At 52.5% G+C, this 17,286-nt stretch carries 11 protein-coding genes; 9 read left to right on the forward strand and 2 right to left on the reverse strand.

Annotation, left to right across the window (positions count from 1 at the left end; genetic code table 11):
• Positions 1-619: 619 nt before the first annotated feature.
• The 4 genes from QME66_09910 to QME66_09925 are packed head-to-tail and all read left to right on the forward strand — an operon-like array spanning position 620 to position 8,221.
• A complete protein-coding gene (locus QME66_09910) occupies positions 620-2,239 on the forward strand; it encodes a S8 family serine peptidase (GenBank protein ID MDI6809281.1) in 1,620 nt (539 codons plus the stop codon).
• Positions 2,236-5,091: a pyruvate, phosphate dikinase gene (ppdK, locus tag QME66_09915; GenBank protein MDI6809282.1), complete on the forward strand. Its 2,856-nt coding sequence runs from the start codon at positions 2,236-2,238 to the stop codon at positions 5,089-5,091. Before QME66_09910 ends, ppdK begins: the two co-directional genes overlap by 4 nt.
• 23 nt (positions 5,092-5,114) lie before the next feature.
• Complete coding sequence (locus QME66_09920; GenBank protein MDI6809283.1) at positions 5,115-6,026, forward strand: CDP-alcohol phosphatidyltransferase family protein; 912 nt, start codon at positions 5,115-5,117, stop codon at positions 6,024-6,026.
• Positions 6,027-6,046: 20 nt separating this feature from the next.
• On the forward strand, positions 6,047-8,221 hold the full coding sequence (locus QME66_09925; protein ID MDI6809284.1) for a hypothetical protein: 2,175 nt from the start codon (positions 6,047-6,049) through the stop codon (positions 8,219-8,221).
• Positions 8,222-8,248: 27 nt separating this feature from the next.
• On the opposite strand, the gene QME66_09930 is transcribed toward QME66_09925, so the two are convergent.
• Together QME66_09930 and QME66_09935 are read right to left on the reverse strand one after the other, a co-directional pair.
• Positions 8,249-8,572 carry a nucleotidyltransferase domain-containing protein gene (locus QME66_09930; GenBank protein ID MDI6809285.1) on the reverse strand — a complete coding sequence of 108 codons (324 nt, stop codon included), beginning with the start codon at positions 8,570-8,572 and terminating at the stop codon, positions 8,249-8,251.
• A gap of 159 nt (positions 8,573-8,731) precedes the next feature.
• Positions 8,732-9,805 carry an SUMF1/EgtB/PvdO family nonheme iron enzyme gene (locus tag QME66_09935; protein ID MDI6809286.1) on the reverse strand — a complete coding sequence of 358 codons (1,074 nt, stop codon included), beginning with the start codon at positions 9,803-9,805 and terminating at the stop codon, positions 8,732-8,734.
• A gap of 680 nt (positions 9,806-10,485) precedes the next feature.
• Here QME66_09935 and QME66_09940 point away from each other — a divergent pair.
• From QME66_09940 to QME66_09960, 5 genes are all read left to right on the forward strand, one after another.
• Entirely contained in the window at positions 10,486-12,240 is a 1,755-nt protein-coding gene (locus QME66_09940; GenBank protein MDI6809287.1) for a lamin tail domain-containing protein, read from the forward strand.
• The gene (locus QME66_09945) at positions 12,237-13,037 is read left to right on the forward strand and encodes a hypothetical protein (protein MDI6809288.1); all 801 of its coding nucleotides are present in this window, start codon (positions 12,237-12,239) and stop codon (positions 13,035-13,037) included. The genes QME66_09940 and QME66_09945 overlap by 4 nt, the downstream gene beginning before the upstream one ends.
• 32 nt (positions 13,038-13,069) lie before the next feature.
• Positions 13,070-14,992, forward strand: coding sequence for a helix-hairpin-helix domain-containing protein (locus QME66_09950; GenBank protein MDI6809289.1), 1,923 nt, complete (start codon positions 13,070-13,072; stop codon positions 14,990-14,992).
• A 22-nt stretch (positions 14,993-15,014) separates the two neighbouring features.
• Positions 15,015-16,199 (forward strand): pyridoxal phosphate-dependent aminotransferase, encoded by a 1,185-nt coding sequence (locus QME66_09955; protein ID MDI6809290.1) that lies wholly within the window; start codon positions 15,015-15,017, stop codon positions 16,197-16,199.
• Between the two features lie 251 nt (positions 16,200-16,450).
• Complete coding sequence (locus QME66_09960; GenBank protein ID MDI6809291.1) at positions 16,451-17,062, forward strand: lamin tail domain-containing protein; 612 nt, start codon at positions 16,451-16,453, stop codon at positions 17,060-17,062.
• Positions 17,063-17,286 lie beyond the last annotated feature (224 nt).

A 17,286-nucleotide genomic window follows, 5' to 3' on the forward strand; every position in this document is an offset into this window, starting at 1 on the left:
CCCCCTAAAACCCCGAGCAGTGCACCGTTCTGGGGCAATGTCAATGTCAACTTATCTATGTTACGGTGCACTAGACCGTGCCCCAAATGAAACCGACGATCTGACCGTGGTTCACAACTAATTTCATTCGGTCCGGCTCGCTTGCGCGCAAGTCTCGGTCCGAAGGACAAGTTGTGTGCTCCCTGAGCGACGAAGATCTGGATGCTCTTCGACACCGCCTTGGAAGAACGCAGTGTAGCCGGACGCCTCTTTTGGGGCAAGACATATTGAAGGACATATCATTCAACGGTCCCGAGTTCCCCAAATCTTGTGTGGTCTCGGCCGCTGCTTCCCTCAAGTCTATGGTTCTGGAAGTTGGCTTCGCATTATGCTATAATTATTGGATAAACAGTCTTGCAGAGCGCTCAATAGTACTGATTCTCGTTGCATGACCGGTTCAACAGCGTATTTTGGGGTAAGGGGGAAAGAGATGCTACCGCTTCCATGTGACAAGCCCCGGTTAGGTCATTATCTGGGCAAAGTGGCCTGGGGATTTATGCTGACGATCCTAATTTCTCTATTCCTTCCGTTCCATCAAGCCATTGCTGAGCTGCAACCGTCCTCAAAGATGGCACCCTCCTTGAGAGGGAGAATTCTCAAGGCAGGCCAGGATGAGAAGATATCTGCCTGGGTTTTCTTTGCCGACAAAGGCATCGAACCATCGAGGCTTGTGGACGAACTTCTCAAGGCCGAGGAAAACCTGTCCCCAGGAGCCAGATTCAGACGGGCAAAGATGGGAGCGCCTACTCTTGTTAATGAATCAGATCTGCCTGTAAGCGGAGACTATATATACAGCGTCGCGGCGACCGGCGCCATTGTCCGCGTAAGAAGCAAATGGGTCAACTGTGTCAGTGTCTCAGCAACGCCAGGCCAGCTCAATGAAATTGCAGACCTCCCGTTTGTCAAAGAGATAAGGCTCGTCTCAACAAGAACTATTTCGCCCGACAAACTTGTTCAGACCTCTCCTGCCGATTATGGTTCGTCATGGGGACAGCTCAACATGATACAGATTCCGGCCCTCCACGACCTCGGCTTCCACGGCGAAGGGATTACCATTGGTATCCTGGACACCGGCTTCAATCTTAACCATGAGGCGCTGGATTCTGTGGATGTAGTCGCAAAGTGGGATTTTATAAACAGCGACTCAATAGTCGTTAACGAGTCGGGTCAGGACGCCACAACCCAGCATAATCATGGGACATACATTCTGGGGGAAGTGGGAGGAGTGAGTCCGAACAAACTCATGGGCGGCGCATACGGCGCGCGGTTCGTTCTGGCCAAGACCGAGATAGTGCCGGTGGAGATTCCTGCTGAAGAAGATCTCTGGGTTCGTGGAATCGAGTGGGCGGAGAGTATTGGCGTGGATGTGGCGACAAGCTCGCTCGGCTATATTGACTGGTACACTTACGAGGACATGGACGGTAACACTGCAGTGACAACGAGAGCGGCAGACGCGGCGGTCGCCAGAGGAGTTGTTATCGCAAATGCGATGGGCAACGGAGGCGGGACTACATATCCATACATGATTGCGCCTGCGGACGGCGACAGCGTGATTTCTGCCGGCGCGGTCGATTCAAATCAATTGATTGCATCTTTCAGTTCCAGAGGGCCAACCTATGACGGGAGAATAAAACCCGATGTCTGCGCCCAGGGAGTTGGCGTCTATACAGTGAGTCCATATGACTCAATCGGCTATACTTACATAAGCGGGACATCGGCTTCGACACCTCTAGTTGCCTGCGCCTGTGCTCTTCTCTTACAGGCACATCCATCATGGACACCCGTTCAGGTGCGGGAGGCGCTCAGGGCGACTGCATCTAAGAGCAGCGCGCCTGATACTGCCTATGGGTGGGGAGTTGTGAGGGCATACGATGCGTATCTGTACACGCCGGTCTCTGTGCCGGTGGGGACTTTCGCCGAGATGCCGGGCGGAGGCCTCTCTATTTCACCCAATCCTTCCCACGGACCGTTCAGAATCTACTATGATGGCGTAAAGTCAGAGGGCGGGAAAATCAGAATCTACGATGTCAGGGGAAATCTTGTCAGGGCACTGTTAGAGGGGTCTGACGGAGCCCGTCTTCCTTTTGCCTTCTGGGACGGCAAGGATTCTCAGGGGAAGCCCGTAAGCTCGGGTGTTTACCTCATCACTCTGCAATCACGCAGTGGGACACTGAACCGGAAGGCGGTGGTAATCAGATGAAGGTTGTAGGAACCAAGCTGGTTTACTTTTTCGGGGAGTTGAATGTGGGCGATCCCGGCGCTCTAAGGGAGCTCCTGGGTGGCAAAGGCGCCGGACTCACGGACATGACGGCAGCAGGAATACCGGTCCCCCCGGGCTACACAATCACAACCGAGGTTTGCAGGGTCTTCTACGAAAACAACGGAGTTCTTCCTGAAGAGTTCGTACACGAAGAGGAGGAAAACCTCCGGAGACTTGAAGAGGTCATGGGGAAAAAACTTGGGGACCGGAACGATCCTCTTCTGGTTTCCGTCAGATCAGGAGCCAAGTTCTCGATGCCGGGAATGATGGACACCGTTCTGAATCTTGGACTGAACGATGGGTCGGTTGAAGGCCTGGCCAGAAAGGTCGGCAGCAGGCGGTTCGCGTACGACTGTTACAGAAGGCTTATCCAGATGTTCGGAAATGTTGTGCTTGGCATACAGAAGAACGTCTTTGAGCACGAAATCAACGCAGTGAAAAAAGCCAAGCGGCTGAAACTGGATACTGAGCTGACAACGGACGATCTCGTACGGCTCGTTGACCGGTTCAAGGCGATCGTGAGACGTGAGAGCGGGAAAGAATTTCCGCAGGACCCAAGAGAGCAGCTTGCGCTGGCGAGAGGTGCAGTTTTCAGATCCTGGATGAATGAAAGAGCAGTTTACTATAGAAAGCAAAACGATATTCCTGACGATATCGGGACTGCTGTCAACGTTCAGGCCATGGTTTTTGGGAATACGGGAGAGGAGAGTGCCACGGGCGTCGGCTTCACTCGAGACCCGGCGACAGGTGAGAATACTTTCTATGGCGAGTATCTCACGAATGCCCAGGGCGAAGATGTTGTGAGCGGTGTGAGAACTCCGAAACCGATATCGGAGCTCAAGAGGGAGATGCCGGAGGCTTACGCACAGCTCAGGAACATAACGTCCAGGCTTGAACGTCACTACAAGGATGTTCAGGATTTCGAGTTCACTATTCAGGAAGGAAAATTGTACCTGCTGCAGACACGGACCGGAAAGAGGACCGGTCTCGCCGCACTGAGGATTGCCGTTGAAATGGTCGAGGAAGGGATCATTACGAAAAGAGACGCTCTAATGAGAGTTGAACCTGAGCAGCTTGAGCAGGTTCTTCACAGAGTATTCGATCGGAAGACCAAAGCGAAATCCAAGGTGATTACGAGGGGCCTCGCTGCGTCTCCCGGAGCCGCTGCGGGAAAAGTTATTTTCACCGCGGATGAGGCATCGGAGCTCGGTTCGAGCGGTGAGAAGGTAATCCTCGTCAGAAATGAAACGGTGCCGGATGATATTCACGGCATGGATGCAGCTCAGGGAATCCTCACTGCGACAGGAGGGATGACGTCCCATGCCGCAGTTGTGGCAAGAGGTATGGGAAAGTGCTGCGTTGCCGGCGCAGGTTCGGTTGTCATTGATGAGAAAAAAGGTATTTTCACGGTTGGCGATACGGTTGTTCGCGAGGGGGACTGGATTTCGATTGATGGAGTGACAGGAGAGGTCATGCTCGGCGAAGTGCCGACAGCAGACTCGGAGGTAATCCAGGTTCTCTCGGGAAGAATGGATGCCGCTGAATCGGAAGTGCATCGCAAGTTCGAAACCTTGATGACCTGGGCTGATGAAGCAAGAAGACTGGGAGTCAGGTCAAACGCGGACATCCCCAGAGATGCCATTGTCGCAAGAAAGCTCGGTGCTGAAGGCATAGGCCTTTGCCGCACTGAACACATGTTTTTTGCGAAGGACAGGCTGCCGCATGTCGTCAGGATGATCATGGCCGCCCCGGAAGCGAAACAGCTTGAACGAAAGGTTGCCGCTATTGAGAAAGAGCTGGAGAGGGCAAAGGGGCCGAAGGCCGGGGAGCTCAGAAAAGAGTTCAGAATTCTGAAGAGCAAGCTTGCAGACGCAAATAAGAAGTACAAAGGCTCCCTTGCGAAGCTTCTCCCGTTTCAGAAAAGAGATTTCAAGGGACTCTTCAAGGCGATGGCAGGATTTCCGGTTACAATACGGACGCTTGATCCTCCGCTTCATGAGTTCCTGCCCAAGAGAGAAGAGCTCCTTCTCGAAATTGAAACTTTGAAGAGGAAGAAGAAGCAGAAACTGCTCAAGGAGAAGGAAGAGCTTCTGAAGAAGGTCAATGAGCTTCACGAGTTCAACCCGATGCTGGGCCACAGAGGATGCCGGTTAGGCATTACGTATCCGGAAATAACAGAGATGCAGGCGCGCGCGATTTTCGAAGCGACTGCTGAACTTACTTCTCAGGGGTATTCCATTACGCCCGAGGTCATGATACCTCTTGTGGGGCACGTTAATGAGCTCAGAGAGCAGAAGACAATAGTGGAGAAGGTAGCCGAGCAGGTCATGAAAAAGACCGGCACTCAATTCAAGTACCTTGTCGGCACAATGATTGAAATTCCGAGGGCAGCAGTGACCGCCGATGAGATTGCGAAGGAAGCGGACTTCTTCTCCTTTGGAACGAACGACCTTACCCAGATGACTTTCGGGTTTTCCCGTGACGACTCGGAGAAATTCGTGAGGGACTATCTTGAAAAGAAGATACTGGCCGATGATCCGTTTGTGACCATTGACACAAAGGGCGTGGGAAAACTTGTCAGAATGGCTGTTGAGAATGGAAGGAGAGCCAGGAAAGATCTGAAGATCGGAATCTGTGGTGAGCACGGCGGAGAGCCCAGGTCCGTCGAGTTCTGTCACCGGTCAAATCTTGACTATGTAAGCTGCTCGCCCTACAGAGTCCCGGTTGCCAGACTTGCCGGCGCACAGGCGGCTCTAAAGGAAGAAACGGGCGAAGTGCTGAAGGACAAGTAGCTCATTCCGGAGCAACTGAAAAGTTGTTTGTAGAAAAATACCTGAGAGAGCTTAGGAAGAGAAGATTTTCTCCGCAAGCTCTCTATTTCTATTTTGTGGACGTTTTCACATTCTCAAGGGAGACCTTGTTTGAAAATAGAACCCTCGCCAGGTCCACTCTGACAACGGGACTCGGGTTCTTCCTTGGTTTCTTTGCCGCGTCAATCATGCTCTCCGTCTTTGTTGATGGAAAAGTGGCGAATGAATTCTTTCTCATTTCCAGCCTTTCGACTCTTCTCGTATTTGCATGGCTCATCCTTCACCTGAGCCTGATTCGCGACATCGCAGGAAGACCGCTTCAGAATTTCAATGCTGCAAATACTCTGAGTCTTCTCAGGCTTCTCCTTGTTCCCGGGCTCTTCATTTTTATTGTCCACGGATACGGGAAGCTGTCTCTTGCAACCTATCTGGTTGCTTCTCTCTCCGATGTCTTTGACGGAATAGTCGCAAGACGATTCGACCAGAGAACAAGACTCGGGCTTATGCTGGATCATCTCGTTGATATCTTCTTCAATTCATTCAGTTTTATTGCTCTTTACATAGCAGGGTTTGTGAATGAAGCCATTGCGCTTCTTGTCATCCTGCGGTACGCTCTTCTTCTCTGCGGCGCTTTCTACATATATGTTTTCCGGGGTCCGGTGCGAATTCAGCCGACGGCCTTTGGAAAATTCTCAGGCCTGATTGTGGCAGTCATGGTCTCGCTTCTTATCCTGACCAAGGACTTCCTCAGCAAACCGTTGGCCGACAGAATACTCGGCCTTCTTGGGATCGGCCTTGTTCTCATCGCTGCGACAAATCTCATCTACGTGGTCATCATGGGGATCTACAATCTTAAGGAAAAACGGATTGAAGAGGTTCAGATCGCCAGAGTGGCCGGCGAGAAGGGTGCTTCCTAGTAATAAGGAGTGCAGGCAAAATGGGATTTGAGATCACATCGAAAGAGAGCCCGCTGTTTCTGGCAGTCGGGCTCATTCTCATTCTGCTTTCCTTTCTTGCCTACAGAAATCTCACACCGCCCCTATCCTCCAGGTGGAAGTGGACTCTCGGGGCGCTCAGGATTCTTGCATTTCTTACGGTAGCCGTCACCCTCATCAGGCCGATCGTAAGCTATGTTCACAAGCCGAAACCGCAAGTTGGAATTCTCCTCGATGTCTCGGAATCAATGTCGCTCCCGACTTCGCCAGGCCCGGAAGCTCCGCAGGATACGAGGCTGGAAATGGCGAGAAAGGTCCTGGGGGAATTGCTCAAAGAGAGTTCCGGCAAAATAGCTCCCAGGGTTTTTTTCTTCGCCGGCGAGACGAGCGAAGTGGCGTCCTTTGAGAAAGCAAAGGTCGAATCGATGAAAGTGTTGACCGCACGGACATCGATAGCCAGGGCTCTTGAGAAAGTCTCAAAAGAGATGTGGGATGCATCCTCGTTCGTCATTCTCGGTGATGGAGTTGACAATGGCGACATCGATCCGCTCGAGGCGGCCCGAAAAATGGGAGTTCCAGTCCACGTTATGGATCCCGGCGGACAGGGAGAGCTGGCCGATGCTGAAGTCTCGGAGGTAAGGTCGAGTCCGGAAGCATTCCTTGGGGCAAAGATTGAAATTGCTTCAACCATACGTGCAACCGGTCTCCACGGCCGGGAAGCTACAGTCTTACTGAGCGAAGGAGGGCGCGTCTTATCTTCGAAGAAGATCATGCTCCCCGACAGCTTCCGGGAGGAAGAGGTTAAATTTGAGACGGTTCCTCAAGAGCCAGGCATTCATTTCTTCCAGATTGAGATACCGAAACTCAGCGGAGAGTTTGTCGTCGCCAACAACAAGAAGGCGTTTGCCGTGGACGTCCTGAAGGAGAGCACCCGCCTTCTCTACTGCGAGGGTAAGCTCTCCTGGGATTTCACTTTCTTAAAGAGGAATCTTGAGAAGGAGAAAGGGCTTTCAACAGTATTTCTTGTTCTGGAAAGGGATGGGAAATGGAGGTGCTACGGAGAGAGACCGGTTTTTGCATTTCCGAAAACCGCGGCTGAACTCAAGGAGTTCGATGTTCTGATACTCGGTGACCTGCCTGTGGACGAAATCCGCAGGGAGGAAGATAAGGTCCTTGATTTTCTTAAGGAAGGGAAGGGTGTACTCGTGCTTGGAGGCAGGGATCCCTCGGGTGTTCAGAGATTTCAGCATACGAAGCTTCTGGATGCTCTTCCCGTCTTACTGCGCCGGGGACCGCTGAGCTTTCCGGAACAGTACGTAAACCCCAAGCTTACGGACAAGGGGAAATCCCACTTGGTTACGGCAATCGGTGAGAACACCGAGGACACGCAGACTCTCTGGCAGGATTTGCCGCCCATAGTTTCACCTGCCGGGTCTGTGTTTCCGAAGGAAGGATCAGAGGTTCTTGTCGAAGGGCAAATACCCGGGTTTCCGCTGATCATTGCCGGAAGATACGGACTCGGAAGAATCCTTGTCATAAACGCAAATTCCATCTGGAGATGGGACCTTCTCGCCGGTGACCTTTCCGGAACAAATGTTGTCTTTACAAGGCTTGTGAGTGACGCCGTGCAGTGGCTTTCTGAAAAAGAAGCAGGGAAGAAGTTGAATATCAAACCTGAGAAAGATGTCTATGGACGAGGAGAAGAGATCACATTCTCCGGCTGGCTGAAGGATATAGACTATCGGCCAATAAAAGATGCGAACATCAAGGTATCTGTCGGCAGGAAGACCCTTGTGCTCAACCCGGATGAAGAGGCAGGAAGCTATTCGCGGACTGTAGAACTCCCTCCCGGAAGGTACAGCTATGAGATTCTTGCCGCGAGGGGCAATGAGGAACTGGCGAGAGACAAAGGGGAACTCCTGGTTGAGGATACTGGAGCTGAGATGAGAAGACTCGGGACTGGCGCCGATCTTCTCAGAAGAATCAGTGAGGTTACGGGCGGGAAGTTCTTTACGCAAGACAAAACACTGGAGCTCGCCCGGGAAATCGTGAAATCCGCTCGCCTCTCCTATGAACGCCGCGAGTTCGATGTCTGGAGAAGTCCCGCTCCTTTCATTCTCCTTCTTCTTTTCCTCGGGCTGGAGTGGACGATAAGAAGAAGATTCGGGCTGCCGTAACCTAAAGGCGTGCCGACTTCGTTTACGTCATGCGGCATATAGTATCTTCCCTTCTGTGAGGGCAGGATGAATTACCATACCTTGATTGTTTCCGAATTGTCTGATGTCGTCTTCGGTAACAACAACCACATCAACTGCAAAACCTAGTCCAATCAGGTTCCTGTAAATCTTTTGTGCAGTTTTGCGGCGATGAGTACCGGAGGGAACTATGACAAGTATGTCGATGTCGCTGTTCTCATGCATTTCTCCGCGAGAGGCGGAACCGAAGAACATCACCTTCGTCGGTTTCACGACAGACAATATGCGTTGAACCGTCTCCTTCAGAATGCTTTCAAGCTGCAATTCTGTCATGGGTTTCCTCTCATCCAACTCCCCCGCGTTCCGACCAGAAGAGCGAAGAATGGTCAAAGCAAGAATCATCAAGGTGTCCTCGCGCAGCGAAACCCGACATCGTACCTCCTGCTCGAAGGGCTGTCGCTCTTGCGCTGGGCGCAGCGGACGCCCGCGGCATCATCGACCCAAGAGCCGCCACGGAACACCCGGCGGCCCCCGGGTAACCGATCCCTGCAAATTCGAAGAACGAGGGATTGGGACATCGTAGGCTTTTCCGTACAAGTCAGTCACCCATTCCGAAACATTGCCAGCCATGTCAAATAGTCCGTATCCATTGGGCGGATAGCTCCCGACATCCCGTAGATATCGTTTGGCGTCTTCCCCTCTCCAACGCCGGCTGCCGTCTGGATCAAAATGGGCTCTTCCGGTGTCTATGACCTTTCCCCACGGATATTCATACTTAGCCTTTCCGTCCGCACCGGTATTCCCGCCGCGTGCCGCATACTCCCATTCCGCTTCGGTCGGAAGGCGTTTGCCTGCCCACTTGGCAAAGGCATTCGCGTCGTCCCAGCTTACGAAAACTACCGGACGGTTCGGGTATCGCAATTGTCCCCCCCAGTCCTCCGGTTCGCGTTGTCCCGTGGCACCAATGAATCGGTCGTATTGCTCCGCCGTCACTTCATATTTGTCCATATAGAATGCATCTACATCGACTTTGTGGACTGGCTTTTCGTCACTATTCCCATTGCCGCTCCCCATCATGAAAGAACCGGCCGGAATGTGCGCCATGCCTTGAGGGACTCCGTCACCGCCCTGTTCGGGAGGAGCAATCGGTTTATTGGTTGCGATCTCCCCCTCTTTTTCCCTCGACGCCTTCGGAATCGCCTGCCCGGGACGAGACATCGTCCCATCGCTATCCACCCCGGCTATCTCCTGGGCTACCTCCTTCATCAGGCCAACCAGAACGTCCACATCTCCCTTGAAATCTTTGAGTGAAGTCTTCTCCACCTTGCCCGTTGTCACATCCACCAGTCTGATGTTCACCATCCATGTAGCGCCGAATTTTCCGACGCTGCCGCCCGCCATCTTTTCTGCGTCGAGCAATTTTCCTATTTCAACCAAGCAGGTGGTTTGGTCACATGCCCCGGTCAAGGTGAATCCCTGCTCCTTCAGAATCTCGTCTCTCTTTGTCCTGTCGATAACCACGAACCTCTTAGTGTTTGCAAGCTCCAGAAGCAACCGGTCAGTCAAGAGAATAGCCTCGGCCTGTGTTAGACCTGATGGCGTCAGGTCCATAATCCCGAGGCGAGTAATGTTCGGAGTTTGAGGGCTGGCTATGGCGGGTATCATCAGCAATACCACGAGAGGCAAAAAGAGTCTGCAAGGCATATGGCTTTCCTCGCCAGTTCCAAAGATCGACCCAAAAGGAAGCTCGGATCATCCGCAATCTCCCTTTGAATGCCAAGAATACACCAGTCCGGCAGGGATTGCTAGTGTCGTGTCCCGGAAATTCCTTGTATATGTCTTTGCCCCCGGACACGACACTTTCATAGGGACTATCGCCCCTCTGACGCTTCAGGATGCTCCTCTTCGTCGCATCCCTACGCTGTCACCCCTGAGGGGGTCGGCCACGACCCCCTCATACCCCCTGGCAGTGTGCCTTATCAAAGGTCGTGCACTTCGTAAAGTCATTTCTGACGGCACACTAGATTGCAGTTACAAGCATCCGGGCTTCCGTGATGAACGAGAAACGTGATCTGAGAGAGCTGAGTTGTGAATGGAGAATGAGCGTTTCCACTCCCGACGTAGATTCCTGACTCGTCTCACCCGGTCGCTCGAATCCGCTTATATCCGATGCGTGGGACAACACGATTTTTGTTCTTGACACGAAAACATGGTCTAACTAGTCTCAATAGTTGGGAGGAGGTGGGGTGGACGTGGTGAAATTCTTCTTTTTCAGGCCGCTTTTCGGATTTACTTTCCCTTCTTTCTTGTTGCTCCTGCTTCAATCAATTCTCTTTCCCTGCTTGGGGATGTCTCAGGAGTCCGTCGTAATCAATGAGGTTTTCTACGATCCTGAGGGGGCGGACTCAGGATATGAGTTTCTTGAGCTTTTCAACGGTTCTGAATCCGAGGCCAGCCTGGATGGCGTTGTGGTTGAGGCCGGGAACGGCGCAAAAGCCGGGTCGTGGAAGATCGTCTGGACTGGACATGGCGAAGATATCATTCAGTCCAAGTCTCTCTTCGTGATTGGGGAGTCTTCTGTCCTGCCGCGGCCGGACGCGATTGCAGCTCTTGCAATGCAGAATGGTCCGGATGGCGTGAGGATAAGAAAAGGGAGTCAGATTCTTGATGTTGTTGGATGGGGAAATCTTGAGTTCGCTGAGTACTTTGAGGGTAAGGCGGCCGGGGACGCCGCATCGGGAAAGAGCATTGGAAGAGTTCCCGACGGCAAGGACACTCAGAACAACAGCTCTGACTTTAGAGCGCTTCTGCCGACCCCAGGGAAAAAGAATGCTCTACTCAAAGATGCTGCCATTCTCGCCGGATCTCTCAGGACCAGCGCGACAATCAAGCCCGCAGTCCCTTCCGGCATATCCCTCAAGACTATGAACTCAGGCATTGAGGAGATAGCTTCCGCGAGCGCTGTCGTACGGGTGCACGATGCCGAAAAAGCTGAGCCACCCATTCTCGAGACAACAAATCCGCTTCCGCTTTCGCCATCGGACTCCCTGGAAGTTGGATTCGAGCTGACGCTCCTGGAGACTGGAACAAAAAAGTTCTTCTCCACAGTTTCACTTCCGGGAGACGAGAACTCCTCGAACGATACCCTGAGATTCTCTCTCCGGGTCGGGGCTGGGCCTGTCCTGATCAACGAGATAATGTACACCCCTGCACATGGAAGCTCTGAATGGATTGAGCTTCTGTCTAACTCCGATTCCACGCTTGATCTATCGGGATGGACCTTCTCAGACGGGACGGGAAAGCAGGTCAAACTTGAATCTCCAGGCGTCTGCTTCCTCCCTGACAGCTTCATTGTTCTCACACAGTCTCGCAGCGAGTTCCTCTCTTCATTCCCGGATGTCCGTTCAACCTGCGTTGTTGATGCAAACAAAGGGTGGCCCAGTCTCAACAATTATGACGATGCGAAGCTCGGCTATGCCGATGCGATAACGCTCAGAGACAAGAGTGGGCTGGTCTCAGATGAGGTTCGCTACAAGAATCTTGCAAAAACAGGGTTCTCCCTGGAACGGGTAAGTGAAGCCGTTGACTCGGACGTTACAGGCAACTGGGCGCAATCAGTAGCAAGAGAAGGGGGAACACCGGGAAAGAAAAACAGCATTTCGACGAAGCGTTTGGATCTGGATGGCACGATATCGGCCTATCCGAACCCATTCTCTCCCGACGGTGACGGAGTAAATGAACGAGTTCTTGTGTCTTTGAAGCTTCCTTTTCAAAGATGCAGTGTTTCTCTTTCAGCTTTTGATATGAAGGGAAGACGCGTGAAGAGGCTTCTTCAAGACATGGAGACCGGCCCGGCGCTCTTTGTCCCATGGGATGGAAGAGCAGAATCCGGAGAGCTTCTGAAACAGGGAATCTACATCCTCTCGGGCGAGGCCAGGGAATCTAAGAACGGGCAGGCGCTCAAGCTAAGAACAACGGTGACAATTGCGAGGAAAAAATGAGACCTCGAACCCTTGGACCCTTGCTTGTTATTCTCCTGTTTCTTCTCCCGTCAGGTGCGTCAGCCTCCTTCCTCTACGTTCCAAGGACTCCGCGCTCAACTGGAATGGGAGGGAGCGACGCATTTCTGGAAGGCGGATCTCTCTTCATTTCGCCCGTCGGTCTTGTTGAGACTGGCGTCGAACTGAGAAGCGGATTCTCAAGACCATTCGGATTGGATGGGGTGAGCCTCGGATGGATTCAAGGTTCATTTGGCCGGGGATGGTTTTCGGCAGGTTCAGGAATTGGGAAGTTCTCAGCCGAAGGATATGGGGAAATGACCGCCCTTTTTTCCTTTGCCGCAAGAAGGATGAGAGGGGAAGCCCTCGGCGTTACGCTGAAGTTCATGGAGACCTACGTCGGCCAGGACGAACCGGAAGTGACATACGGGATTGACTGCGGGATGAAAAAGACCTGGCGATTCATCTGCGCAGGAATTGGTTTCAGAAACATAAACTTCCCTGAACCCCAGTGCCTTGGCCCAGGTCCGGAAATCATGGTCGGCCTGGGGATTGCGCCCAAACGGGACCTACTTCTGGCAGTCGAGCTGGAGAGAGAACTCGGGGAGATGTTTGAACCGCGGGCCGGGATCGAAGTCAAGTTTTCTCCAAACCTCTATCTCAGGGGCGGATTCTTCCTCGAACCCACAAGGATAACTTCCGGCATTGGCTTTTCATTCGGGAAGATGCAATTCGACTACTCATATTTGACGCATGAGGAACTTGGTGGTACACATGATTTCTCCGTGGGAGTCAGGTGACAGTAGAAAATAGGGACAGGCACCAATTTCCAATGGCAGATTTGGGACAGATTCTGGAGGTATGCGGCCGGATCCTGGCGGAGAAACTAGGGAAATTAGTGCCTGTCCCTATTTTCCTCATCCTCCTCGTTGGTTTGTTGCTGCCCGCTTTTTCCTATTCTCAGATTGAAGATGTGGTTGGTGAGGATGGCCCAACTTCTGAGGCAGTCTATCTGGCTGATAGACTTGAGGAACTCAGGAAATTTCCTCTCGATCTCAACACCGCACAGTATGAAGAGTTTCTCGTGATTCCCTGGATTGATGCTCTCACTGCGAGGAGAATCATCGAGCGAAGAACACAGATGAGTGGTTTCAAATCCGTCGCGGACCTGCTGTCTGTAAAGCGTATTGGAGAAAGAGAGCTCGCACTCATAGCACAGTTTGTGAAGGTGACGAGCCCCACAGCTGCAACTCAGAAAGAAAAAGTGACGCGAGAGGGAAGTCAAGCATCATTCAGAATTCGGGCAAGAGGGGATTATCCGCCCAGGAGCATGGATGAGCTTAATATCTACGAGAGATATGGGTTCAAAGTGAAGAGCTCTGAGGTCGGGCTTCTCCTTGAGAAAGATAAACACGAGAAGACTCTCACTGACTTTGTTGCGCTTTTTCTGGACGTTCGCGGAAGCAACCTTTCGAACGAATTCATAGTTGGCGATTACTTCTTGAACTTTGGCCAGGGTCTCACCCTCTGGACATCAGGTGAGCTCTTCAAGGGGGACGAATCATCCGGGCAGGCGCGGAGAAGAGGCAGACCTATGGGTGGCTACACATCGAGCTATGAGAATGGTGCCCTCAGAGGCATTGCTCTTTCAATGGGCAATGCTGGCCGGAAGCTCTACCTCTATTGGTCGAACTCCTACCTGGACGGGAGAATTGATACGTTGGGCATGGTGAGCTCTCTGCCCACAAGCGGCGTCCACTACACAGACACTGAGGTCGCTGGGAAAGACAAAGTCCAAGAGACTCTTGCCGGGCTGAGGCTTGAATACGGCAGGAAGCAGTCTGCTAAGGTTGGAATCACCGTTGTCGATGCCAGATACGACCCGATTCTTAGCCCCGAGATATTTCACACATATTCGACTGCGCGGGGAGGCGAAAGAGAGCGTCTCTTCGGCGGCATTGATTTTGCCTTAGCGAGAGAAAGCGGCGATATCTTCGGAGAGCTCGCAGCTGGGGAAAGGGGCGCGCTTTCAGGCGTGCTTGGCTGGGAGCGCGACCTCGAAGATATCAGATTGTCGTTTCTTCTGCGTCATCTGGACTCGGAGATGGGAAACCTGAGGTCCTCTCCGTTCACGTCCTCAGGATTCGACGGCGAGACAGGCGGATATCTCGGATTCGAGGCAAAGTTGCCCTCAAGAATCAGGGTTTCGAGCTACCTCGATGCCTCCCACAGGAGCGGTGGGGATGGCGAGGCGCCTTCAGTGAAGGATTTTGTGGTCCGGGGAGAGAGGAAGTTTGGAAAATCCGTTCTAATAACTGTGCGGGACAAGTACATGACCGGCGTGAATTTGAAGAATTCAGCACGAATTCAGGCCGACTGGAAAGTCACCCCACACATGGATTTCCGTTCCAGATATACGAGAAGCAGCTTCTCCGGCGAAGGCGGCGAAAAGGCAAAGGGTGACCTCTTCTATACAGGATTCTCTTTTCAAATGCACGGAAAAGAGTTATCCTCCAGAGTTGTCTTCTTTGATTCCAACGCCGCTCTTGTGCGGCTCTATGAATATGAAGACGACCTGCCGGGATACATCAGCGTGAGGTCGCTCTCTGGGAGAGGCGTAAGGTACTACGTCTTGGGTAAAGTGAAGCTGAGAGGCAGCTCTCTGGTTCTCAAGTATTCGGAAACGGCCTACGCTGGCCGGGACCGGGATAAGGAAATCGGCATATCGTTCGACGGGAAATTCGTCACTCCGTGAAAGGAGAAAAAGGGAGGGGAAAATGGAGTACGCCGGCAGAATGAAAGACCTCGGAACTGAAACTGCTTTTGAAGTTCTCGCAAGGGCAAAAGAGATCGAGAAAACCGGGAGGAAGGTGGTTCATCTTGAGATCGGAGAGCCTGATTTCGACACTCCGGCGAATATCTCCGCTGCCGCCATCAAGGCGATCAAGGACGGATACACGCACTACGGACCTTCGCCCGGACTGATGGACTTCCGGACTGTCATTGCAAAACATGAGTCGAGGGAAAAAGGGATTCAGGCCGACTTTGAGAATGTCGTAGTCACTCCAGGCGCAAAGCCGATCATGTTCTTTGGCATCCTTGCCTGCATCGATCCTGGCGATGAAGTCATATATCCGAATCCCGGATTCCCAATCTATGAGTCAGTCATCAATTTCATTGGGGCAAAAGCCGTCCCGCTTCCGCTCAAGGAGGAAAAGGATTTCAGTTTCGATCTCGGAGATCTGAAGAAGAGAATCACCGACAAAACGAAGATGTTGATTCTCAATTCGCCCCAGAATCCAACAGGAGGCGTGCTCACTGAGGACGACCTCGGAGGTATTTTCGAGCTCGTCAAGGGGAAGAACATCAGAATCCTCAGTGATGAAGTCTACTGCAAGATACTCTATGAAGGCACGCACCGGAGCATCGCATCTTTCCCGGGCATGCAGGAGAGGACAATCATCCTTGACGGGTTCTCGAAAACATATGCAATGACCGGCTGGAGGCTCGGCTACGGAGTGATGGAGAAGAAGCTTGCACAGCATATCGGGCGGCTGATGACCAATTGCAACTCCTGCACGTGCTCATTTACGCAGATAGCGGGCATAGAGGCCCTTACCGGACCTCAAGATGACGCGAAGAAAATGGTTGCCGAGTTCAAAAAAAGGAGAGACGTCATAGTCAAAGGGTTGAACTCGATTGAAGGCATATCATGCAAGCTGCCGAAGGGAGCGTTCTATGCATTCCCCAATGTCAAGAAACTGACTGGCAACTCTCACGAGTTTGCCAGGAGGCTTCTCGATGAGAAAGGTGTCGCCAGCCTTTCAGGGACCGCATTCGGAAGCTACGGGGAAGGCTACCTCAGATTCTCATATGCCAATTCCATCGAGAACATCCAGACGGCTTTGGGGCTCGTTGCAGAATTTGTTGCATCACAGACAAAGGAAACGAGCCGCAGATGAGACGCGGACGAACCGGCTCCGGGCGCCGCAGCGTTGCCGGGCAGCATGGGTCCAAAGATTGAGGCAGCGGTTGAGTTTCTTAATGGAGGGGGGAAGGAGGTGGTGATACTAGGTGCAAGTGGTGAAGTGACGGGGCTGTGAATTCCGCGCTTCACTCTAAAAGGCAACAGATTCTCTGAAACTGGTTGAGGAACGGCCGGGCAAGGCGAAGTTTCCTTGGGATGTGAGGTTGGGAAGGGAGGAAAAAGGAAATGATGCGTATCTCTTTTATTGTCCTAGCCGTTTTTCTTTCTTTTGGAGCAGCGTGGGCGGCCCTTGTCATCAACGAAATCATGCCGGCCCCTGCGACTGATTGGAATGGTGACGGTCTCTTTAACTACAGGGATGATGAGTGGGTGGAAATCTACAATCCAGCCGGGGTTCCGGTAGATTTGACCGGCTATCGGATTGCAGATGGTGAGCCGACATGGCGATATGAATTGACAGGCACCATACCTCCACACGGCTTCCTTGTGGTCTTCGGAAGCGACTCGTATGCCTGGGAAAAGGCAACCGGCTTCCCGGCGTATGGCTTGAGCCTTAACAACACAGGAGACACTGTGAGACTCTTTCGGCTTGCGCCGCGCGAAACGGTTCTTGTTGACTGTTACTCTTACAATAAATATGAAGGCGGCCCGGAAAGATCCACGGGACGTATTCCTGACGGAAGCAGCGAATGGCTGATGTTCGATTCTCTGAATCCATATTCAGGACAGGTTCCGCCGCTCGGATCGGGCTGCCCGCCGACTCCAGGAGAAACGAATGGTTGCCCCAATGCTGTTGAGGGAGTAACCTGGGGCAAAATAAAGTCGCTCTACAGATGAGGCACTAGCTGAATAGGGTGCCCGCCGTTTCTCATCGGTTTCAGGATGAATTGAAACAAACCACTTGCTTCCGCCGTCTTTCGGGAGAAGCAGAGACGCTGCATTCTAATGGAGAATATCACGCTCAAAGCGGCCGGCCTTGATGCGTTCCTAGTGCTGTGTCACATAGATTCGCGAACTTATTATGCGGTGCCCCAGCACTTTCACAGGGGCTATCGCCCCTA

The sequence above is a fragment of the Candidatus Eisenbacteria bacterium genome, assembly GCA_030017955.1.
Lineage (GTDB): Bacteria > Eisenbacteria > RBG-16-71-46 > JASEGR01 > JASEGR01 > JASEGR01.

What these genes read in the sequence shown, in the direction of transcription:
- QME66_09955 (MDI6809290.1), top strand. Translation starts at nt 15,015, where the DNA reads ATGGAGTACGCCGGCAGAATGAAAGACCTCGGAACTGAAACTGCTTTT.
- QME66_09945 (MDI6809288.1), top strand. Translation starts at nt 12,237, where the DNA reads ATGAGACCTCGAACCCTTGGACCCTTGCTTGTTATTCTCCTGTTTCTT.
- QME66_09950 (MDI6809289.1), top strand. Translation starts at nt 13,070, where the DNA reads ATGGCAGATTTGGGACAGATTCTGGAGGTATGCGGCCGGATCCTGGCG.
- QME66_09930 (MDI6809285.1), bottom strand. Translation starts at nt 8,572, where the DNA reads ATGACAGAATTGCAGCTTGAAAGCATTCTGAAGGAGACGGTTCAACGC.
- QME66_09925 (MDI6809284.1), top strand. Translation starts at nt 6,047, where the DNA reads ATGGGATTTGAGATCACATCGAAAGAGAGCCCGCTGTTTCTGGCAGTC.
- ppdK (MDI6809282.1), top strand. Translation starts at nt 2,236, where the DNA reads ATGAAGGTTGTAGGAACCAAGCTGGTTTACTTTTTCGGGGAGTTGAAT.
- QME66_09960 (MDI6809291.1), top strand. Translation starts at nt 16,451, where the DNA reads ATGATGCGTATCTCTTTTATTGTCCTAGCCGTTTTTCTTTCTTTTGGA.